General features: G+C 27.6%; 20 protein-coding genes. All 20 read right to left on the bottom strand.

Translation table 11 applies throughout. The features are described 5' to 3' along the window. Positions 1-48: 48 nt before the first annotated feature. On the bottom strand, positions 49-2,205 hold the full coding sequence (locus RSF37_RS02825) for a sensor histidine kinase (protein ID WP_332562871.1): 2,157 nt from the start codon (positions 2,203-2,205) through the stop codon (positions 49-51). A gap of 3 nt (positions 2,206-2,208) precedes the next feature. Next, positions 2,209-4,137 carry a HAMP domain-containing sensor histidine kinase gene (locus RSF37_RS02820; RefSeq protein WP_332562870.1) on the bottom strand — a complete coding sequence of 643 codons (1,929 nt, stop codon included), beginning with the start codon at positions 4,135-4,137 and terminating at the stop codon, positions 2,209-2,211. After that, positions 4,115-4,816, bottom strand: coding sequence for a response regulator transcription factor (locus RSF37_RS02815; protein WP_332562869.1), 702 nt, complete (start codon positions 4,814-4,816; stop codon positions 4,115-4,117). Before RSF37_RS02815 ends, RSF37_RS02820 begins: the two co-directional genes overlap by 23 nt. Positions 4,817-5,047: 231 nt before the next feature. Beyond that, positions 5,048-5,389: a hypothetical protein gene (locus RSF37_RS02810; protein ID WP_332562868.1), complete on the bottom strand. Its 342-nt coding sequence runs from the start codon at positions 5,387-5,389 to the stop codon at positions 5,048-5,050. Between the two features lie 59 nt (positions 5,390-5,448). Further along, a complete protein-coding gene (msrB, locus tag RSF37_RS02805) occupies positions 5,449-5,877 on the bottom strand; it encodes a peptide-methionine (R)-S-oxide reductase MsrB (RefSeq protein ID WP_442878498.1) in 429 nt (142 codons plus the stop codon). 66 nt (positions 5,878-5,943) lie between these two features. Then, positions 5,944-7,815, bottom strand: coding sequence for a sensor histidine kinase (locus RSF37_RS02800; RefSeq protein ID WP_332562866.1), 1,872 nt, complete (start codon positions 7,813-7,815; stop codon positions 5,944-5,946). A gap of 235 nt (positions 7,816-8,050) precedes the next feature. Continuing rightward, positions 8,051-8,779 (bottom strand): flavodoxin family protein, encoded by a 729-nt coding sequence (locus RSF37_RS02795; protein WP_332562865.1) that lies wholly within the window; start codon positions 8,777-8,779, stop codon positions 8,051-8,053. 27 nt (positions 8,780-8,806) lie between these two features. After that, entirely contained in the window at positions 8,807-9,805 is a 999-nt protein-coding gene (locus tag RSF37_RS02790; RefSeq protein ID WP_332562864.1) for a LacI family DNA-binding transcriptional regulator, read from the bottom strand. Between the two features lie 122 nt (positions 9,806-9,927). Continuing rightward, the gene (gene rbsB, locus RSF37_RS02785) at positions 9,928-10,833 is read right to left on the bottom strand and encodes a ribose ABC transporter substrate-binding protein RbsB (protein WP_332562863.1); all 906 of its coding nucleotides are present in this window, start codon (positions 10,831-10,833) and stop codon (positions 9,928-9,930) included. Between the two features lie 24 nt (positions 10,834-10,857). After that, positions 10,858-11,793 (bottom strand): ABC transporter permease, encoded by a 936-nt coding sequence (locus tag RSF37_RS02780; RefSeq protein WP_332562862.1) that lies wholly within the window; start codon positions 11,791-11,793, stop codon positions 10,858-10,860. Positions 11,794-11,839: 46 nt separating this feature from the next. Continuing rightward, positions 11,840-13,339, bottom strand: coding sequence for a sugar ABC transporter ATP-binding protein (locus tag RSF37_RS02775; RefSeq protein WP_332562861.1), 1,500 nt, complete (start codon positions 13,337-13,339; stop codon positions 11,840-11,842). Positions 13,340-13,354: 15 nt separating this feature from the next. Continuing rightward, positions 13,355-13,750, bottom strand: a complete 396-nt coding sequence (rbsD, locus tag RSF37_RS02770; RefSeq protein WP_332562860.1) for a D-ribose pyranase — start codon at positions 13,748-13,750, stop codon at positions 13,355-13,357. Between the two features lie 4 nt (positions 13,751-13,754). Beyond that, positions 13,755-14,687 (bottom strand): ribokinase, encoded by a 933-nt coding sequence (gene rbsK, locus RSF37_RS02765; RefSeq protein ID WP_332562859.1) that lies wholly within the window; start codon positions 14,685-14,687, stop codon positions 13,755-13,757. Between the two features lie 164 nt (positions 14,688-14,851). Continuing rightward, positions 14,852-15,400 (bottom strand): ECF transporter S component, encoded by a 549-nt coding sequence (locus RSF37_RS02760; protein WP_332562858.1) that lies wholly within the window; start codon positions 15,398-15,400, stop codon positions 14,852-14,854. A gap of 86 nt (positions 15,401-15,486) precedes the next feature. Further along, complete coding sequence (locus RSF37_RS02755; RefSeq protein ID WP_332562857.1) at positions 15,487-16,431, bottom strand: carbohydrate kinase family protein; 945 nt, start codon at positions 16,429-16,431, stop codon at positions 15,487-15,489. Further along, on the bottom strand, positions 16,424-17,884 hold the full coding sequence (locus RSF37_RS02750) for a glycoside hydrolase family 32 protein (RefSeq protein ID WP_332562856.1): 1,461 nt from the start codon (positions 17,882-17,884) through the stop codon (positions 16,424-16,426). The genes RSF37_RS02755 and RSF37_RS02750 overlap by 8 nt, the downstream gene beginning before the upstream one ends. Before the next feature lie 52 nt (positions 17,885-17,936). Continuing rightward, positions 17,937-18,929 (bottom strand): LacI family DNA-binding transcriptional regulator, encoded by a 993-nt coding sequence (locus RSF37_RS02745; protein WP_332562855.1) that lies wholly within the window; start codon positions 18,927-18,929, stop codon positions 17,937-17,939. Between the two features lie 64 nt (positions 18,930-18,993). Then, positions 18,994-20,346 carry a sucrose-specific PTS transporter subunit IIBC gene (locus RSF37_RS02740; RefSeq protein ID WP_332562854.1) on the bottom strand — a complete coding sequence of 451 codons (1,353 nt, stop codon included), beginning with the start codon at positions 20,344-20,346 and terminating at the stop codon, positions 18,994-18,996. A gap of 300 nt (positions 20,347-20,646) precedes the next feature. Next, positions 20,647-21,426 (bottom strand): sulfite exporter TauE/SafE family protein, encoded by a 780-nt coding sequence (locus RSF37_RS02735; protein WP_332562853.1) that lies wholly within the window; start codon positions 21,424-21,426, stop codon positions 20,647-20,649. A gap of 21 nt (positions 21,427-21,447) precedes the next feature. Further along, a complete protein-coding gene (locus RSF37_RS02730) occupies positions 21,448-21,786 on the bottom strand; it encodes a DsrE family protein (RefSeq protein ID WP_332562852.1) in 339 nt (112 codons plus the stop codon). Positions 21,787-21,797: the final 11 nt, after the last annotated feature.

Raw genomic sequence — 21,797 nt, 5'->3', positions numbered from 1 at the left:
AATTATGATCAAATAAAAGTGGTTTTACCCTGTAAAACCACTTAAATATTATTTTAAATTAAATGAAATTATAACTTTAAATAAATCTCCATCTACTTTAATTTCAAAATTTCCACCCTGTAATTCAACAAAACTCTTAGCAATAGCTAGGCCAAGCCCTGAACCTTCTGTATTTCTTGATTTATCTCCTCTTACAAACCTTTCTAGTAAATATTCTTCATTAAAATAAATTTCTTCTTTAGAAACATTTTTAAATATAATAAATAGCTGTTCTTCTTCTTTTACAGCATCTATATATACTCTTGTATTTTCTAGCGAATACTTTGTTATATTTACTATAAGATTTTCAAAAACTCTAATCATCCTTTTTTGATCAATCTCTAATATAGTTTCCTCTTCTTGAAGATTCAAGTTAATAAATAAATTAGATTCTTTTATCTTATCTTCTAATTCATCTAAAGTTTGCTTTAATAAATATATAATATTTACACGTGATAAATTAAGCTTAACATCATATCTTTCAGCTTTACTTACTTCAAAAAGATCTTCTATTAATGTTTTTAATCTTTTAGACTTTCTATCTAATGTATAAATATATTCTTTCCTTGTTATATAATCCAAATTTTCATCTTTTAATAATTCAGTGTAATTTATTATAGAAGTTAATGGTGTCTTTAAATCATGAGAAACGTTTGATATAAGTTCTCCCTTAACCTTTTGGCTTTTAACTTCATCATTTAAAGCTTTCTTATATCCTTCCTTCACTTTATATAATTCTCTCTTAAATGGTTCAAATTGCTCTAAATCTTCATTTACTTCATATTCTAGATTACCTTCTGATATCTTAACTGTAGCTTCTAATAATTTATTATAATTGTTAAAAATCTTATTCATATACTTATTTAATACAATATAAAGTATAATTGTGTATACAATCATAGCAACTATCCCCAAAAACCATAAAGCACATATTGCTGACACTATTACTAGATTTATAAAAATTATTAATATTAATCTTCTCTCATCTTTCTTTTTCAAATCAATTCCTTTTATATATTTAAAAATTCTAATAATACTTCTAACTATTATGGAATTCTCTTTAATATATTTTATAATTTTATATTTAAATATTTTCTTAATTAAAATCACGGTATAAAACATTATAAATAATAAAATAAATATTGCTACAAAGTTTATTAAAATAACTAGAACTTTACTAAGTTCAAATCCAACTGGATTAGTGCTTAAATTACTTGCTATATTTTCATTTACTGTACCTATTATAAGACTTCTCAAATATACCAATGTAATAAAGCAAATTAGTCCAATTATCATATTTAATTCTAAAGAAACATTTAAAAATTTTCTTATTATATAATTATCTTTTACTTTTTCGTATTTAGTTACACACCCAAGTATAATTACTAAAACGAATGCTATAAGTATATACTTATATACTATTTTTTCTGCATCCATTTGATATATTAAATAATCAGTATTTAAATAAGTAAGAGCATTAATATCCTTTATTCCATATATAAAAACTGTATTTTTAATTGGTTTATAATTATAACTTTCATCATTCATAACGTAATTATAATTAACCGTTGAATATAAGTAGTCATCTCGCGAAGTAGTCTTTTCATCCCCACATATATAATTCAAAGTAACCATACCTTTCTCATCATAACTCATAACTATATATGTTTCATAAAAATCAACTATATATGGTGTGCTTAATAATTTATCATCTTTTAATATATTTTCAATCCAATTGTTAGAATCAATATTGCTTAAAGTTACCTTTGTATCTTTATTAAAAATATAATAATCTATTATACCTTCATTAAAATTATTATAAAATTTCACTCCATCAGAGTACATTGAATTTATATATTCTTTAAAATCTTCCTTTGTTTCATTATTAATTTCTTCATACTCTTTATCAGTCGTAGTTTTGTTATCTTCTAAAAATAACTCAAATGCACTTATTTTCTTGTCTTTATTTTTATTTACAGTTTCTAAATAGTTTATATGATTTGTTATTGTTAAATCTGACAAAAACCAACTATTTTGTAAAAGAGGCTCATTGGTTTTAAATATTTCCTTCTTTATAAGTGGATAGCAAGCAATTACCCCTATCGTAATTGCTGCTATTAAAATCATCGTAATAACACTATTTTTATTCTTTACTTTATTATTCAAAACCTAATTCACCCCCATATTAAAGCTAATTATAACTTTAAATAAATCCCCATCTACCTTTACTTCAAATTTACCACCTTGTACCTCAATAAAACTTCTTGCAATTTGAAGTCCAAGCCCCTTATCCTCATAATTTGATATTTCTTCTCTTGAAATATTTTTAAAGCTTATATATACTTTTTCTTCTTTATTAATAATCTCAATATATACTCTTGTATTCTCTAATGAATATTTCACCATATTATCAATTAATGTTTCAAATATTCTAAATACCTTCTGTCCATCAAGACAAAGAATTACCTTTTCATCTGGAACATTTAAGTTTAGTTTTAATTTAGAATTATCTATTTTCTCTCTCATTTCTACTATTGTTTGCTTTATTAATGACACGATGTCAACATTATCAAGATTAAGTTTTATATCTCCACTATTTGCTTTACTTATTTCAAATATATCTTCAATTAATTTCTTAAGTTCGTAAGATTTTTTTTCTAAATTTTCTAAATAATATTGTTTTTCTTTGTCACTTAAATTATCATTTTTTAAATTTTCAACATAATCCATAATTGAGTTCACTGGAATGTTTAAATCATTTGATACATTGCTTATAAGTTCACCTTTCAGTTTTCTATTTTTCACTTCTTCTTCAATTGATTTTTCGAGACCATCTTTCAAATTTAAAATTTCATCTTTTAAAGGCTCTAATAATGAAAAATCTCCACTTAATTTATTACTTAAATCACCTTCACTAATTCGCTTTGTTTCTTCTAAAATCATTCTATATTTTTCAATAATATTTTTTATATACTTTCTTATAAAAACATACAGTATTACTGAATAAACGAAGGCTACAATTATACCAAATAACCAGATTGTACACATAAGTGATACGACTATAAAATTAAATACTAATATTATTTTAATTATCTCTTTATTTTTACCTTCTAATTGCATACTTTTAGCTTTATTTTTCATTTTTCTTTTTAACTTAAATATTAGAGATTTATTCTTTATGCCATTTATAAATAAATCTTTAATAATTACGATTGAAATAAATAATACAATAAATTGCATAGTAAACAGTAAAATGTTAATTATATAAGATATATTTTTAGAAAAATCATATCCCATTCCTGTATTATTAAGGCTGTATGCAGTTCTCATACTCATAACATCTGCAGAAATATCTAAAGTAAATATTCCAATTATTATAGTTAAAATTGGAATTATTACTTTTAACTCTACTGACTTTTTTAAAATTTGCTTTATTATGAATATATCTTTTTCTTTTCTATATGGAATACATAATGCAATAGTTAAAAGTATTATTGTTAAAACCATACTAAATACACTTATACACATTCGATATTCATACCATATATCTTCCGTGAAATAATCATAAGGCAAAGTTGATGATCCAATATCTTTTATTCCATAAATAAATGTTGCATCTTTAACATTTACATCATATAATTCAACTGGCTGATACTCTGTCTCATAGCTGCTATTTTCCAATAAAAATCTAACTTTTATATTTCCATCCTTATCATAATCTGATATTATACATACATCATAATCATCATTAGTATATGTGAAGTCTTTATTATCCAATATATTTTTCACTAAAGTATCATCTGTAAAATCAGATAACACACTATTATTTTCTTTATTTAATATATAGTAATCTGAATTAGTTCCATCATCTAAAGGAGCACTTATCCCTTCTTTACTGTTAATATAGTTTGAATAATTTAACGAATCCAAGTAATTATAAAAATTCATATTACCTAATAAATTCATATTATTCTTTAAAATAGTTCTCCGCATTGTTCCATATGTTGAAACTATACCTACAGACATAAGTAATATTAAAAATAAAACAATTAATGTAACTTTTAAATTCACCTTTTTATTTTTCAATTTTGTATCCAACTCCCCATACCACCTTTAAATATCTCGGATTTTTAGGATCTATTTCTATTTTCTCTCTTATATTCCTTATGTGTACCATTACAGTATCTGTATTAACTGCGTACTCATTCCAAACCCTTTCGTATATTTCTTCAGAAGAAAATACTCTCCCCCTATTTTTTATAAGAAGATGTATTATCTTAAATTCTATTGGTGTTATCCTAATAACCTTATCATCTAAGATTACTTCCTTTCTATCAATATCAACGGATAATCCCCCTACGGAAAAAATACTTTTATTTTCTTCCTTATCATTTAAAAACTTTAAATACTTTGAATATCTTCTAAGTTGAGAATTAACTCTTGCTATAAGTTCTAATGAGTTAAATGGCTTAGTTATATAATCGTCTGCACCTATATTAAGACCTAAAATTTTATCCATATCCTCTGATTTTGCAGATAACATTATAACTGGAAAGTCGTAACTTTCCCTCATTTTCATTGTAAACTCTATTCCATTCATTTTTGGCATCATTATATCAGCTATAGCTAAATGTATTTCTTCTCTTTCTAGTATATTTAACCCTTGAACACCATTAAAAGCTCTAAACACATTATATCCTTGGTTGTGTAAATATATTTCTATAGCATCTCCAATTTCTTTCTCATCTTCAACAACTAAAATATTATATGACTTCATTTTAATTATCCCCTTCCCACATTTTAAAATCCCCTAATTTTCACCATATTTTGCTTTTATATAATACCATAGAAATCACTATATTTACCACTTATTCTTTATATTACCTCCTTATAATTATTTTAGTTTTAAAATCTAAAGATAGATTATATGTAAATCTAAAGAATTTCTAAAGTTTAACATTTGTATGCAAAAAAAAGCAGCCATTATTTTGGCTGCTTCTCATAATTCTTATTTATTAGATTGTAAAATATTATTTAACGCTTCTATTTTAACCGTTAATTCATTTAAAGAAATATTTTTAGGATTTGTTGTTAACTTATATTCTTTTATCCAAATATTCCCATCAACAATTGATGATTCCTCTATATCCACTCCTGGATCTATTTCATATACTTCCTCAATATTTTTATCTTTAGTTAAAATAGCAATACGTCTGCACGGCTCATCTGACTCATCAAATATATTGAAAAAACTATTATAATTTTCAAAAGAACTTACTGATGTAACAACTTTCAAGTATAATCCATATTTTTTCGCTGCTTCTTCTGCTTTTACGTAATTTTCATTCATAAGTACATACCTCTTCATCTTCTTTATCTATATGTTTATTTATATATCTTTTTAGACTATTAGTCAATTAAAGATATATATTCACCATACCCTTCTTTATCCATATATTCTATAGGAATAAATCTTAAAGAAGCAGAATTTATACAGTATCTAAGTCCGCCTTTATCTAGAGGCCCATCATTAAATACATGACCTAAATGAGAATTCGAATTTTTACCTTTAACTTCGATTCTTTCCATATTAAAACTAGTATCTCTCTTTTCCTTTATAACGTCCCTTGTTATAGGTTTTGAAAAGGCTGGCCATCCACAACCTGAATCAAATTTATCACTTGATAAAAATAATGGCTCTCCACTTGTTATATCAACATATATACCTTTTTTAAAATTATTATAATACTCATTACTATACGGCCTTTCTGTTTGGCTATTTTGAGTTACTTCATATTGAATATCTGTAAGTCTCTTTTTTAACTCTTCATCTTTAATTTTTCCATATTTTTTCATCTTTAGTTCACCTACTCAATTTTATTTATATATTTTAGTTTATTCACTTTACATATATATATCCGAGAATTCTATCTTCATTCTATCTAATTGAGTATAGTCTATGTTCATACTACACTCTTTATTTAGTAAACTCTTCTTTTCTCTTAAAATATCAGGTATTTTTATAATTACTTCAGTTCCAACTCCAAGTTCACTTTTAATTTTAAGATCACCTTGATGCATCTTAGATAAAGATTTTGCAATATAAAGACCAATTCCACAACCTTCACTAATCTTTGTCATCCTACTATTTATCATCTTTACTCTATCAAAAATATTCAATAGGTTGTCCTTAGAAATCCCAACTCCATTATCTTTAACTGAAATTTCAATCATGCCCTCTTTTTCTGATACCATAACATTAATTTTACCATTTTCATTATTGAACTTTATTCCATTTGAAAGAACATTCAATATAATTCTTTCCATATGTTCCGGATCAAAATATACTAGTCTTTCTTCAAAATCTGTATCAAAAATTATATTAATAGATTTCTCATTAGCAAATTTACCTACTCTAAAGCACAGTTCTTCTACAAAATTAACTATTTCAATATTAACTGGATTATATCTAAATAGTCCTTCATCTATTTTTATACTATCAATTAAATTAGTCGTTAATTTAATCATTCTAAATGTGTTTTGATTACAAGACTCAATATAATTTAAGTATTTCCTCTTATCTTTAGCATCTGAATTAGAAATGCTCAGTTTTAATAACTGAAGTGATGAAACGATTAAGTTAATTGGCGTGTTAAATTCGTGAGAAATATTAGCGAAGAACTCCATTCTAAGCCTATCTAATTCTTTCTCCTGAACTACTCTATTAGTTATATCATTTATTATTATTATTCTTTTTAATGTTGTTCCATTCTCATCTTTAAGTGGATTACTTCTAAACCAAACCCACCTTATTTCATTATCTGCTCTTATAATTCTAGAAATGCGTTCTAAAGGCTCATCAAAATTAATGTCTTCAAAAAGATGTCTATCTTCTGGATGAATATTCTTCTCTGAAATTAAATAACTCTTACAGTCATATACTTCCTTAGAGCTTATCCCATAAATTTTCTCAAAGGCATCATTAACAAACATTGTCTTATCAGCTTCTTTTATTATTACGGCATCATCTAAATGATTTAATATTTCAGAAAAAATATCTTCATTGCTTTTAAGCCTATCTTTTACTGCTCTTTTATATGATACATCACGTACTACACCAATAATACCTGCAATATTATTATCTTGATCATAATAAGGCACTTTTACAGCTTCTTCTACATATAAGCTTCCATCTCTTAATTTACACTCATCTATATATACTAAAGTACCATTATTAATTGCTTCCGCATCTGTTTCTTTATACTTATTTGCATTTTCATCATCATATAAATCATTATCATTTTTACCTATTATATCTTCTCTTTTCATATTTAAAGTTTCACAAAATCTTTTATTACAATTTAAATAATTTCCATTAATATCTTTATAAAAAATGTAATCTGTCATTGAATCAATAAATAGATCTAAGAGTTTCTTTTGATTTCTAAGTTCATTTTCATATAAAGTTGTTTCTTTTATAAATTCCTCATTAACCCAAATAACAATGTATTCTTTACCTGCCCATTTAACTTCTACATTATTTGCTTTATATTCCTTATTTTCATTAATTGTTTTAATTATTTCACTATAAATATAATAATACTTATTTTCTTTAGACACTAAATCATTTACTCTGCAGCATATTACATCTTCATTACAATAATTGCTCTCTTCAACTATTAAATCAAGAATATTACCCAATTCATCCTTGTCTACTTTGCAATAAAAATAAGTGCTAGATATGGTATTTAATATCGTCCTACTCTTATCCTCCATAAATTTACTCCTTCATCGTTATTCTAATCCCTTTTTCCATAGTTTTATTTTTACATAAGATACATAAATTATATTATTAATTTCCATTTTATACAATATATTTTTACATTTTTTTTATTAAATGCAAAAAAGCACTACCTTAATACAGGTAGTGCCCCATAGTTATCATATTGAAACCGGAGATTTCTCATATAACTACAATATTATTATAACCGATATAATAATTATTATCCTTTTAATTCATAAATTTATAAACTATATTTCCAATTAACTTATTAAAAGTACTTATCTCTATATCCTTATAATATACTAACGACTTATCTTTATAAAATTTATAATCTGCATTATCAGCTCCATCTTTATGAGACATTCCTCTCCAAAAATTATACATTACAACTTGTTTAAGTCCTGCTTTATTTTTCTTTTTCTTCAATATATACTTTTTAAAAGATTTAGCTTCTTTTATTATTAAATTTTTATTTTTTTCTGTTAAATTCTCTGCTCTATATGCAACTGGAATTGTAAAAATTTTAGTTATTCCCCAATATTGCAATACTTTTTTTAAATAATTTGCAGTTTCTTTATGTCCAGCTCCAGCTGTTGTTGTTATTATTAGTGCTTTTTTATTATATAATCTTTGCCTATGGAAATTATATGACATATGATCGATAAAATTTTTCATAAGTGCTGATACTTGCATAGAATACACAGGAGATGTAAGTACAATAATATCTGTTTCATCCATCTTATCTATTAAAACTTTCGTCTTATTTGTATGTGGACACTTTTCTTCCCCTTTAAGAATACAATTAAAACATCCTATGCAAAAATCCAACTTTTCTTTTCTAAGTTCTACTATTTCATACTCCATGTCTTCTATATCATTTAATTGTTCTTTAACAATATTTAAAACATCCCATGTATTACCTCTCCTTGGACTTCCATGAACTATTAGGCACTTCATAATAACTAAACCTCCATTTTTATTACTTTAAACTGTTCCTCTTTCAATTAAGTATGGTTCAAGCTTTATAATATCAGTTTCTACAGCTTCTTTATTAATAAGCTTTAATAAAAGATTAATAGACTCCTCACCCATCTTTGATATAGGTTGTGCAACTGTTGTAAGTTCTGGTTCTATAAATGAACAAATATTAATATTATCAAATCCTAAAATACTTATATCTTCAGGAATCTTATACCCATTTCTAAGTAAATATTTCATTCCACCTATAGCCATAACATCACTACTATAAAATATAGCATCAATTTCAATATTTCTTTTCATTAAACTTTCCGTTGCAGAAAATCCGCCTTCCATTGAATAATCAGCATATATTTTCAAATCATCATTTAAAATTCCAAGCTCGTTAACTTTATCGATATAACTATTTAATCTTCTGTTTGAAGTTTCAAGTCCACTATCTCCTCCAACAAAAGCTATTTTCCTCTTATCCTTTTTATAAAGAAAGTCTACTCCTAAACTAATGCCCTCTCTATTATCACAAAAAACTCCATTGAATTTTTCAAAGTCTTTTACAAGTCTATCTACTACTACAAACGGAATCCCATTACTTTGTAGCATTTTCAAACTTTCATTTTCATCTGATACTGGTGCTATAATAACCCCATCTATAGATTTACTCATTAATAGATTGATATGATTCTTTTCTTTTTTTATGCTATTAAATGTATTACAAAGCACCATGCTATAACCATTCTTCTCTGCTATCTTTTCTATAGCCTTAGCTATTTCACTAAAGAATGGATTTTGTATATCTGGAACTATAACTCCAATACTATATGATTTGTTCGTAATTAAACTTTTAGCTAAATAATTTGGAACATAATTAAGTTCCCTTGCTTTTTTTAATATTTTTTGTCTTGTTTCATCTGATATATTATGATCTTTATTATTTAATACCATAGACACAGTTGTCTTTGAAACATTTACTTCTTTTGCTATGTCTAATAAAGTTGTCTTTCTCATTTTTCACCTCTTAAAAATACATCTACGTAAATTATACCATATATAAAAATTAGAGCACTACCTCATTTACGCTCACATCCCTTTGAGCTAATAAGTAGTGCTCCATAATTTCAAAGTTTATATTAATTTGTATAAACTTTAAGATCTGCTGCTATATTTCCATTTACCTTTTCACCATTGTAAATCTTTGATGCAAGTTCCACTCCTAAAGCGCCGATTTCATCTGGTTGTTGTGCTATAGTTGCTTCCATTTCTTTTGACTCTATTGCATTTTTTGCATCATCATTTCCATCAAATCCAATTACCATAGTATTAAGCCCTGCAGCCTTAATTGCTTTTGCAGCACCAAGTGCCATTTCATCATTGTGTGCAAATACAACTTGTATATTAGGATCTCTTTGAATTATATTTTCCATAACTTGAAGTCCCTTTTGTCTATCAAAGTCTGCTGCTTGAATTGATATGAATTTTGCATTCTTATCTTTGTCTAAAATATTATGGAATCCTTGGCCTCTATCTCTTGTAGCTGAAGCTCCTGGAATACCTTGTATTTCTACTATATTTATTTGACCTTTTCCTTTAAACTTATCTAATACATACTTCCCTGCCATTTCTCCACCAACAACATTATCTGAAGCTATATGACTTGTAACCATTCCACCATTTGCCTGTCTATCTAAAGTTATTACTGGTATATTAGCCTTATTTGCAACTTCTATTGTCTTTACAACAGCATCACTGTCTGTTGGATTAATAAGAAGGGCTGTTACACCAAGTTGTATTAAATCTTCAACATTTGATCTTTCTTTAGCTGGATCATTTGTTGAATCAAGAACTGTTAATTCAAAACCTAACTTTTCTGCTTCTTTTTGTGCACCATCTTTCATTGCAACGAAGAATGGGTTGTTAAGTGTTGATACTACCATACCTATTTTCTTAGGATTATCCTTTTTCATACAACCTGTTAAGGAGCCTGCAAAGAAAATACCAATTAACATAAATGCAAGTAATCTCTTTTTTCTTTTCATTGTCTTTTTCCTCCTTAAAGCTAATTATTTATTTCTGCTCTTTTTGTCTAATAATACTGCGATTAATATAACTAACCCTTTTACTATTGATTGATAGAAAGGTGATACGTTCATTAAGTTAAGTCCATTGTTTAACACTCCGATTATTAGAGCACCGATTATTGTACCAGATATTTTTCCTTCTCCACCTGCTAATGAAGTTCCTCCAATTACAACTGCTGCGATCGCATCTAGTTCAAATCCTGTTCCTGCATTTGGTGAAGCAGATCCGATTCTACTTGTTATAATTACACCTGCGATTGCTGATACAAATCCTGATACAACATATGTCATCATTTTTATTCTATCTGTGTTTATTCCTGATAATTTTGCTGATTCTTCATTTCCACCTAAAGCATAAAGGTATCTACCAAACTTAGTTTGTGATAGTACAAATATCGCTATAGCTGCTATAACTATTGTTATTATAACTGGTACAGGTATAAATCCAAGCTTTGCATTACCGATCTTTGCAAATGTTTCTGATAACTTTGATATCGGAGTACCATCTGTATATACTAGTGTAACTCCTCTAAATATTGTCATAGTAGCAAGTGTTGCTATAAATGCCTGTAATTTCCCCTTAGCTATTAAAATACCGTTTACAAATCCTATAATAATACCGCATGCTGCAGCTCCTAAAATTGCTAAAGTAATACTTCCTGTTGATTTTATAATTGAAGCAGAAAGTGCTCCACTAATTGCAAGTGTTGAACCTACTGATAAATCTATTCCTCCTGTTAATATAACAAAAGTCATACCAACTGCTATAATTGCATTAACTGAAACTTGAGTAAATACATTTGTTATGTTTGCTACACTTAAAAATTTTGGTGTTACAAAAGTTATAATTATGCATAATAACACTAACCCTATAAGAGATTTGTATTTGTCTAAGTATACTTTATAATTTTCTTTCATTATTAAAAACTCCTCTCAAATTAAAACTATTTTATCTCATGTTTTTTTATTTTATTCCAACTGCTAGTTTCATAATTTTTTCTTGTGTTGCTTCTTCCCTGCTAACTTCTCCTGTTATCTTCCCTTCACTCATAACCATTATTCTATCACTTATTCCAAGAACCTCTGGCATGTCAGAAGATATCATTATTATTGCTTTCCCGCTAGCTTTAAGCTCATTTAGTAATTCATATATCTCTTTTTTAGCACCAACATCAATTCCTCTTGTCGGTTCATCAATAATTAAAACTTCAGGTTTTGTTAATAACCATTTAGCTAAAATAACTTTTTGTTGATTACCACCACTTAGGTTTTTAATATATTGTTCTGGACTTGGTGTTTTAATTCTTATTTTATTAATATAATCATCTACGTCACTTGCTTCTTTTTTCTTATCTAATACAAGCATCTTGTTTTCATATCTGTTTAAATTTGCAATTGTCATATTATCAGATACTGATAATCCAAGAACACAACCTTCTTTTTTTCTATCCTCTGAAAGATAACATATACCATTTTTAATGGCTTCTCCTATATTTCCCCCATGAAGTTTCTTTCCGTTTATTTCAACTGTTCCATCTGTCTTTTTATATGCACCAAATATTGTTTTTGCAAGCTCTGTCCTACCTGATCCCATTAGCCCTGCAACTCCAAGTATTTCGCCTTCTTTAACTTCAAAGCTTGCATTTTCAACCCCAGCCTTAGAACTTAAATTTTTAACATCTAAAATAACTTTACCTTTTTTTACTACTCTATATGGAAATTGATCTTCAATCTTTCTTCCAACCATCATAGTAATAAGTTTATCGTTATCAATATCTGCAATTCTAGCTGTTCCAGCATACTTACCATCTCTTAATACTTCAACACTATCGCATATTGCAAAAATTTCTTCCATTCTATGTGATATGTAAATTATAGCAAGACCTTTGCTCTTTAAATTTTCAATTACTTTGAAAAGATTTTTAGTTTCTACTTCTGTAAGAGCAGTTGTTGGTTCATCCATAATAATAACTGCAGCATTTTTTGTTAAAGCTTTTGCAATTTCAATCATTTGCTTTTCTCCAACATTTAAGTTTCCTGCAAGTTCGTTTGGATTAACGTCACAACCGATTTGTTCTAAAAACATCTTACTTCTTTCAAGCATAAGTTTCTTATCTATCTTTCCAAATTTGTTAACCTTTTCATTTCCTAGAAAAATATTTTCAGCAACTGTTAGATTGTTTATTACACTAAGTTCTTGATGAATTATTGTAACTCCTAAATCTTCTGCTGATTTAATTCCATGTATATTTGCTTCAACGCCTTGTAAGAATATTTTACCTTCATCCTTTGTGTAGACTCCACTTAATATTTTCATAAGAGTTGATTTACCTGCTCCATTCTCTCCCATTAAAGCAGTAACTTCTCCCCCATAAGCTGTTATATTTACATTATCTAGTGCTTTAACACCAGGGAATGATTTACTCACTCCCTCCATTTTAAGCATTGGTTTTTTTGAATTCATACTAAACTCCTCCTCTTAAAATACAACTCCTGACTTCAAGATAATATTTGCATAAGGTGTTTGCTCTCCTGTTCTTATTACAGCTTTGCATTCCTTTAAGCCTTTTTTAAGCTCTTCATGACTTACAAAAGTTATCTTTACATCTTTAATTTCTTTCTTTATTTCTTCATAAAGTTCTTTACTTACTTCTGGTGTTTCTGTTGCTAATACTACTTCTTCTATTTGTAGTTCTAATAATACTGCTTTTAATGTATCCATAAATGTTGGTAAATTTTTAATTATCGCTAAATCTATTCTTTTAACATCTTTTGGTATAGGTAATCCACAATCACCTATTGCTAAAGAATCCGTGTGCCCCATCTCTGATATTACTGAACTTATTTGACTATTTAATAACTCTGTTTTTCTCATATTTCTATTCTTCCTCTCCATACATTTCAATAACTTCTTCTATACTTGCTATAGATGGCTGTGCACCTTCTCTTTGAACTGTTATTGATGATACTTTATTACCAAACTTAACTGCTTTCATAACATTTTCAAAGCTTAAATCTTTATAATCTAACTTTGAACTTAATCCTCCAATGAAGCTATCTCCTGCAGCTGTTGTATCAATGGCATTAACTTTGTATGCGTTTACAATTCCTGCTGAATCTTTATTTATAACAGCTGCTCCTCTTGAACCTAAAGTTATAATTACATATTGAACTCCTTTTTTAAAGAATTCTGATGCTGCTTTTTTAGCATCTTCTAATCCATTAACTTCTATTCCTGTTAAAAGTTCTGCTTCTGTTTCATTTGGAATTATTATATCTGTATATTTTAATAATTCATCACTTATCTCTTTTGCTGGTGCTGGATTTAAAATAGTTATTTTGTTGTTTTCTTTAGCCATTTTAAAACCTTCAATTGTAATATCTTCTGGAGTTTCAAATTGAGATATTATTATATCGCTTTCCTTAATTACATTTTCACATTTCATTATTTCTGCTTTTGTTAATGTCATATTTGATCCTGAAATAACAGTTATTGAATTATTTCCTCTTTCATTTACTGTTATCATAGCCATACCTGTTGGCTCTTTTTCATCAATAAATATTAGTTCTGTATTTATTCCTTCTTTATCTAAAAGGTCTTTTAATATAACCCCATTTTCATCTTGTCCAATTTTACCTATCATTGTAACTATATTGCCACATCTTTTAGCAGCAACCCCTTGATTAGCGCCTTTTCCTCCAGCTATCTTTTCAAAGGATTTTGAAAGTATGGTTTCGCCTTCCTTTGGCATTTCCTTAACCTTTATAACTAAATCCATATTTATGCTTCCAAGTATACAAATTTTATTCATATTCTCCATCCTTTCTCACTTAACCGTTTCACTAAATCGGTTAAGTATATAATAATACATATGTAAACCTTTTACAACCCTTTTTTATTATTTTTTTATAATTTATTTTAATTAATAGAAAAAAGTTGTTCCAATCCTTCCAAATTAGAACAACTTTCGTAAATTTATATGTTATTTCTTAATCTATAAACTACAGGCGCTATAATAGTTGCTATTATAATTCCAAAAACAACTTGAATTAAGTCACCAGGTACATGTGCTATAGCATAAACTACACTTCCATCAAACCCATTTGATGCATTAACTATAATTCCACCCATAATCGCATTTGCTATAAAGTAACCAATAATATCCACTAGTCCCCCAATAACAAAGGCAATTAAAAATGTTCTTATATTTTTCTTCTTATATTTAAGTATTATACTTGCTGCACATAGTGCCATACATCCCTTAATTATAAAGGTAAACGGAATCCATGCAATATATCCTCCACTAGCATCAACTAGTGCCATACCAATACCAGCTGCTAAGAAACCATATTTCCTTCCTAAAAGCACTGCAGATAAGAATACCATGCAATCTCCCATCTGCATAAATCCATTTATTGTCGGTATCTTTATTATACTTCCACTTACAAAAACAATTGCTATCATCAATCCTGTTAGTGTAATTTTTTTTACTTTATCATAAGTTATATTCTCCTCTTTTTTCATAAGTATTGCCTCCTATATATATGATCACATAATATATTAAACTTATGAATTCCATAATAAATAACTTATAAACTTCTATTAAATAGTTAGTAGTTTAGTACATCACCTTCATTAGGTATTGAATCTATAGCTCCATAATTAGTGCAAGTTATTGCACCGACTTTATTTCCATATTCTATTATTTCCTTAAAATCATTAAAATTAATATCTTTCTTTATATTTCTTTCACATATTTTCTTAAGTACCGCTCCTACAAATGCATCTCCTGCTCCTGTTGAATCAACTTGATTTATTTTTATTGATGGTACGATTTCAACATTTTCTCCATTACTTATTAATGTTCCTTCTTTTCCTAGGGTAACTGCAACTACTTTTCCACCATAGGAATGAATAGCCTCGACTCCCTTATATAAATCAGTTTCTCCAGTTATTAATTTTATTTCTTCATCACTAACTTTTATAAAGTCAGCATATTTAATAAAATCTTTTGAAAATCTAATAAACTCAGCAATTTTACCTTCTGTTATTAAAGCATCCCTAAAGTTTGGATCAAAAGATATAAAAATCCCATTATCCTTTCCATATTCTAATAGTTTAAAATAAGTATTTCTAAGTTCACCTTCTAAAAAGCCTGTTGCAGAGCCAAAGTGGATTATATCATTTTTATCTATCTTACTAGTATCAATATTTTCGAATGAATATTCACCATCGCTACCTCTATGGAATTCAAAGTCTCTTTCTCCATTTTCATCAATAGCAACAAATGCTAATGTAGTGTAACCTTCCATCTTAGTCATTCTTGTTCCAATATTCTCTCCCTCAATCATTTCTATTAGAAACTTACCAAAGGAATCATTTCCAACTTGTCCCAAGAATTCTGACTTTCCTCCAAGTTTGCATACAGCAGCAGCCACATTTGCAGGCGCTCCACCTGCCTTCTTTTCAAAGTTTGTACCATTTTTTAAACCTTTATTAATATCCTTTCCTATGAAGTCAATTAATAATTCTCCAATGCAAAATACTTTACTCATAATACTTAATCTCTCCCATCTTCCATATATTAATAGAATTAATCTTTAGATTTCCTTTATTAGATTTAATACTAAGTCCTGTAGCATCTTCTTCATTGTATATTTTTAGTGATGCTACTTTTTCGCCATCTCCAAAGTATATTTCAACTGCTGATTTATCAACAAACATATTAATTCTAAGTCTATCTTTAATGTATAGCTTAAACTTTCTTTCTTCTACTTCATTAGAATTACAATTAATTCTACTTAATATGCATATTTCACTATCAAAATTATATATTATTGAAGTCTTACTATCTTTCCCTTCCATAAATGATATATTAACTTCTTTACATTCTAGTCTATTTAAATCAAGCATCATTTCATAACTATTCATTTCAATATTATCAACATTTAAATCATCTGTTTCAATATTTTCTAAACATACTAGTTTCTCTTCTCTTAAGTCTTTAAATTCTTTTATTGGTGATTGATATAATACTCCATCTTTAATAAATAGTTCCCTTGGCATAGTTAACGAATGCATCCATCCATATTTACTAGTTATGTGAGTGTCTTCAGTTTCTGGAAGTCCCATCCATCCAATCATTATAGTTCTATCATTATTATCTTTAAATATTTGTGGCGCATAAAAGTCAAACCCACTATCAAATTCTATAAATTCACCATGGTTATAATCTAAGTTTTTATAATTTAACTTTCCAATCATATAACCTGACTGATATATATTTTGATATTTAAATTCTTCATTTTTCAATCCTTGAGGAGAAATTGCTAAAATATCAAGTCCATTTATTTGAAATAACGAAGGACACTCCCACATGAACCCAAAGTCTTTATATCTTGTATTAATTTCACCTTCAAATATCCATTCATTAAAGTCTATAGAACTATACATTAATGCTCTTCCTTGTAGCTTCTTATTTTGAGCTCCAATTACTATATAGTATTTTTCATCTTTTTCAAATATATATGGATCTCTAAAATGTGCTGTATAGCCCTTTGGAATATCATTTATTATTGGTCCTAGCTTTTTAACATCATCTTCATTTGATAATGTAGCTAAACATTGATATGATTCTCTATTACCTTCTGCATCTTTAACATTTCCTGTGTATACAAAATTTAATATATTATCTTTAACAATAGCACTTCCAGAGTAACAACCATTTTTATCATACCAACTATTAGGTGATATAAACACTTTTGGGTATTTAAAATTTATAAAATCCTTTGTTTTAATGTATCCCCAGTGCTTATAATTATGCTCACACCCATAAGGGTTCCACTGAAAGAATATATAATATTCCCCATTATAAAAACTTAACCCATTTGGATCATTTATTAATCCTAATGGAGAGTCAAAATGAAAATTATTTCTCCATATATCTTTATCTCTATTTAAAAGTTCCATACTCTCTTTATTTATTTCATCATTACTCTTAAAATTCATTATACTTTCACCTTTCATATTTTTATTTGGTGAAAGTAATTAAATAACAAATTTATAAGAGCTCCTTATTTATCTTCTTAACACTCTCTCGTGTCATAAGTTCTAAAGGTATATTTGAATCTATTTCTAACTCTTTATCATCTATTAAATTTAAAATCTTTTCTGCTGTCTTTTCACCAAATAAACTGTAGTCAATTTTCACCGTTGTAAGTGATGGATATGTTATTTGAGAAACATCATATCCTCCAAATGCTGCAACTGAGATATCATTAGGTATTTTTATACCTCTTTCGAGTAAAAATCTCATGAGCCCTAATGCTATATTATCAGTAGCACAAATAACAGCTGTTGGATTATGTTCTAATACTTCATCCCCAGCTTCATATGCTCTATTAAATGAAAATGTAGTTTTAACAAAGTTAATATTACATTCTTCATCATTAAATGCACTATAGAAACCTTTTTTTCTAAGAACTCCAACAGCCTTATCTCTTTCATCCACTCCGAGGAAAACAATATTTTTATGACCTTGTTCTCTTATATATTCCCCTAGAATTTCTCCTATTTTAAAATCATCTAAAGCTATACAATTCAAATATTCAGAACTTTGCCCTGAAAAAACAACAGGTATAGGTAGTTTACTTGCAATTTCCACATGTTCCTTTGATATTTCAAAGGACATAATAACGATTCCATCTACACCCTGTTGATATAGCTTCTTTATGTTACTTAATTCTTTTTCTTTATTTAATTCGCTAGTTAAAATAATACTTTGATATCCTTTTTCTTCTAGCTTGTTGTTTATTCCTTTTAATGTTTTACCAGCTGTAAAAGAATCTATTCTTGGCATAATAATTCCAATTAGTTTACTCTTTTTTGCTTTTAATCTTTTAGCAAAGAAATTAGTTTCAAATCCTGTCTTTTCAATAGCTTCTTTTATTTTATTTACATTATCTCCACTAACATAACCACCGTTTAAGTATCTAGATACTGTACTCTTTGATACTCCAACCATATTAGCGATATCTTGTATTGTTACTTTCATCTCTTCCTCCTAAATAAAGGTATAATATTTATTAATTATACCATTATTTAAAGAGTAATCCATCTTATTCTTCTGGCTTAAAGAATAGATAAGTTAATGAGAATGCAACAGCTATCCCTATAGCATTTACTATAATATATCCAATAATATTTGAATTTATATATAAAAGCGTTCCTGGAAGTGCTGTTATTCCCATTCCTGTTCCTGCTAACTTCATAATTGCTGCAGTCATACCTGACGCTGCTCCACCAATACATGCAAATATAAATGGCTTTATAAATCTTAAGTTAACACCAAATATAGCGGCCTCAGTAATTCCTAAAAACGCAGGTATTGCTGATGAAATATATAATGAACGTTTTTTTCTATCTTTTGTTTTAAGTCCAACTGCAAGAGCTGCTGCTCCTTGTGCTACAATAGCACCAGTTATAACCGCATTAAATGGATTTAATCCAGTTCCTGAAATAAGCTCAACTTCAAGGGCATTAAATATATGATGTACTCCTGATACAACAATTATTTGATGTACTCCACCTATTATTGCTCCACCTATTCCAAATGGTAATCCTAAGAACATTTTAAATAATTCTAAAATATATACTTCGCTTGTATGCATTATAGGTCCAACAACCAATAATCCAAGTATCATTGAAATTAATAATGTTAAAAATGGTGTTAATATTAAATCTAATATATCTGGCATTATTTTTCTAATATTCTTTTCAATTTTAGATGCCAGAATACCAAGTACTAACGCTGGAAGAACTGAACCTTGATATCCGACTATAGGAATACTTAATCCAAGTAATGAAATATAAATTGGATCTGCACCACCTGCAACTTGCCACGCATTTGGAAGCTGTGGTGCCACAAGCATAAGACCAAGTACTATACCAACTACTGGTGTTCCACCAAACTTTTTCATTGTTGACCATGCAACTAAAGCTGGTAAAAATATAAATGCTGTATCTGTTAATACTTCTGTTAATGTATTAAATGTTGGATTTAGTTCAACTCCAAGGTTAACTAACAATCCTCTAAGTCCCATAAATAATCCTGTTGCCACAAGTACAGGTATTATAGGTACAAATATATCTCCAAGTGTACGTGAAATTTTCTGTGGTAATGTCATATTACTATATGCTTCCTCTTTAGCATTACCAGACTCTATTCCCTCTTCTGACATTTTCGCGTAAACTTTATTTACGAAGCCTGTCCCTAAAATGATCTGATATTGAGCTGCTGCAAAAAATTGACCCTTAACTCCATCAATATTTTCTATAGCCTTTTCATTTATAAGTTCCTTATCTTTTAATATAAGACGTAATCTAGTTGCACAATGCTCCATAGACTTTATATTATCTTTGCCACCAATATTTCGTAATATCTCTTTAGCTACTATTTGTTCTTTACTCATAACTTTCCTCCCAAACTTAAAATTTATGGTTTTATGGTATCAGTTCCATATATATTTTGTCAATAATTTATTTTTCCTATTTTATACTAAAATACTGTATTTTATAGTAATTCATTTTATATAATCCATAAATATTTATTATTTTTTTAAAATTATCATTATTTTCGTATCATTTACTTATTATTATAAAACCTTTACATTTATTTTATGGTATCAGTATCATATGTTGTTATGCAAAAAAATACACCTTCATTTAGTATATAGTGAATCATTACATACTAAATGCAAGTGTATTTGGTATTATAAAAGTTTAATTATATTATATACGTTTATTAATACTACTATCAATAATGTTCCATTAAATATTTTAAGTAAGCTTCTTTCAGTAACTTTTTTATTTAGTTTATACCCTAATAAACCTCCAGCCACACCACCTACAAGCATTAATGGCAATACTTTTAAATCATAGCTTGAAAATCCTGTAGATACAGCAATCGATAAAATCTTTGCACCTTGAGAAAAGAATATTACTATTATAGAATTTCTCGCAGCTGATTTTGTATCCATTCCAAATAATAATGCAAATAGAGCAACATTCATTGGTCCTCCACCTATTCCTAGAAATGCAGCTATAGCGCCAAGAATTATTCCAATTATTGAAATAAGAGTATAACTTTTTATATCAAACTTCTTTAAATTATCTTTATTTTCCATATAAAAATAAACAAACAACAAAAGAACTATAAGCATTACGCTTTGCAAAATATTAAGCCAACTACTATTATTACTTAATCCCACTAAATATCCAAGAATTTTTTGTCCAATAACTCCACCTAAAATAGACCCCATTGCAATTACTGTAGTATTTTTTATATCTATTTTATCTTTCTTCATAAGTTGTCTTACTATAGAAACAATAGACATTATAAATATAGTTGATGAAGATAACAAGTTAATAGTTGAAAGTGAAAATGTACTTACAGAATCAAGAACCGGTTTAATTACTACTCCTCCACCAATTCCTGCTGCAGCACCAATCGTTGTAGCTATTATCGCTACTAAAAAATATAGTATATTCATATCTTTTTACACTTAATACCTTTAAGGCTTAACATATGCGTATCCTTCATTTTGTTTTTCAATAAGTTCCATAACTCCTGCTGGAACTATTTTTACAAAAGTACACATTTCACTTTTATCAATATTCATTTTTGTCATTGTATTATTACAAGCTGCAAATTTAACTCCTTTTTCTGATAATCTCTTTAAATCATCATATAGTTCCATTTTCTTTGATGTTTCTTCTTTTAAATTTACTATTGGTTCTCCATGAACTAACATTTCAATCTCTAATTTTGGATCTAAATTTAATAAATTATGAACATTTCCTATTGCCATATTCCATCTGTCATTTTGATTAACGTGTATAATTACTTTCATTTCTATCCTCT

This window comes from Clostridium sp. (assembly GCF_036643715.1).
In the GTDB taxonomy this organism is placed as follows: domain Bacteria; phylum Bacillota; class Clostridia; order Clostridiales; family Clostridiaceae; genus Clostridium.
This window is presented reverse-complemented; position numbering and strand designations above follow the sequence as displayed.

Excerpts from the sequence above, each read along its gene's own strand:
- RSF37_RS02760 (WP_332562858.1), bottom strand. The coding sequence starts at position 15,400 with ATGAAAAAAGAGGAGAATATAACTTATGATAAAGTAAAAAAAATTACA.
- rbsK (WP_332562859.1), bottom strand. The coding sequence starts at position 14,687 with ATGAATAAAATTTGTATACTTGGAAGCATAAATATGGATTTAGTTATA.
- rbsD (WP_332562860.1), bottom strand. The coding sequence starts at position 13,750 with ATGAGAAAAACAGAGTTATTAAATAGTCAAATAAGTTCAGTAATATCA.
- RSF37_RS02750 (WP_332562856.1), bottom strand. The coding sequence starts at position 17,884 with ATGAATTTTAAGAGTAATGATGAAATAAATAAAGAGAGTATGGAACTT.
- RSF37_RS02810 (WP_332562868.1), bottom strand. The coding sequence starts at position 5,389 with ATGAATGAAAATTACGTAAAAGCAGAAGAAGCAGCGAAAAAATATGGA.
- RSF37_RS02795 (WP_332562865.1), bottom strand. The coding sequence starts at position 8,779 with ATGAAGTGCCTAATAGTTCATGGAAGTCCAAGGAGAGGTAATACATGG.
- RSF37_RS02775 (WP_332562861.1), bottom strand. The coding sequence starts at position 13,339 with ATGAATTCAAAAAAACCAATGCTTAAAATGGAGGGAGTGAGTAAATCA.
- RSF37_RS02755 (WP_332562857.1), bottom strand. The coding sequence starts at position 16,431 with ATGAGTAAAGTATTTTGCATTGGAGAATTATTAATTGACTTCATAGGA.
- RSF37_RS02790 (WP_332562864.1), bottom strand. The coding sequence starts at position 9,805 with ATGAGAAAGACAACTTTATTAGACATAGCAAAAGAAGTAAATGTTTCA.
- RSF37_RS02815 (WP_332562869.1), bottom strand. The coding sequence starts at position 4,816 with ATGAAGTCATATAATATTTTAGTTGTTGAAGATGAGAAAGAAATTGGA.
- RSF37_RS02800 (WP_332562866.1), bottom strand. The coding sequence starts at position 7,815 with ATGGAGGATAAGAGTAGGACGATATTAAATACCATATCTAGCACTTAT.
- rbsB (WP_332562863.1), bottom strand. The coding sequence starts at position 10,833 with ATGAAAAGAAAAAAGAGATTACTTGCATTTATGTTAATTGGTATTTTC.
- RSF37_RS02745 (WP_332562855.1), bottom strand. The coding sequence starts at position 18,929 with ATGAAAGTAACAATACAAGATATCGCTAATATGGTTGGAGTATCAAAG.
- RSF37_RS02740 (WP_332562854.1), bottom strand. The coding sequence starts at position 20,346 with ATGAGTAAAGAACAAATAGTAGCTAAAGAGATATTACGAAATATTGGT.
- RSF37_RS02780 (WP_332562862.1), bottom strand. The coding sequence starts at position 11,793 with ATGAAAGAAAATTATAAAGTATACTTAGACAAATACAAATCTCTTATA.
- RSF37_RS02735 (WP_332562853.1), bottom strand. The coding sequence starts at position 21,426 with ATGAATATACTATATTTTTTAGTAGCGATAATAGCTACAACGATTGGT.
- RSF37_RS02730 (WP_332562852.1), bottom strand. The coding sequence starts at position 21,786 with ATGAAAGTAATTATACACGTTAATCAAAATGACAGATGGAATATGGCA.